A 432-nucleotide genomic window follows, 5' to 3' on the forward strand; every position below is an offset into this window, starting at 1 on the left:
ATTAACTTGACATTAAAAATGCGGATATTATCACACATAGGTACTGGAAATGAGTCTAAAAGATACTCAATATCATCACTAATTTCTTTCAGTATCATTCCCATTTGATGAAATAAATCGTTCATTAACATAAAAACTCCGTGCAATCTCCTGTTAAATCGTGATTTATCTAACATATTTGGAATCAAACCATGTTCTTTCATGTAAGTACAAGCCTTACTATGGTTGCCATTAAAGAATATCGCTGCACATACAGCCGTTGTGATAATTTCTGCATCACTCATGACTCTACGACTATCTTCTTCATGTCCAATCGCTTTCAACAAGTCATCCGTGATAGCATAGATGGCAATTATTTCTTTTAACATACTCCCCTCCTTTTTTCTGACTGGAGGGGATTTTATTACTTTATTGACCCACTGACTTCACAAA

Annotated in this window: 1 protein-coding gene; it reads right to left on the reverse strand. The window is 34.5% G+C overall.

Annotated elements, in window-relative coordinates:
- Positions 1 to 368: transposase family protein (locus tag FFR48_RS28480; RefSeq protein WP_503827321.1), on the reverse strand; the 368-nt coding region annotated here is incomplete at its 3' end.
- Positions 369 to 432: the final 64 nt, after the last annotated feature.

Origin of the sequence: Sphaerospermopsis reniformis (assembly GCF_005402885.1) — a bacterium.
Lineage (GTDB): Bacteria > Cyanobacteriota > Cyanobacteriia > Cyanobacteriales > Nostocaceae > Sphaerospermopsis > Sphaerospermopsis kisseleviana.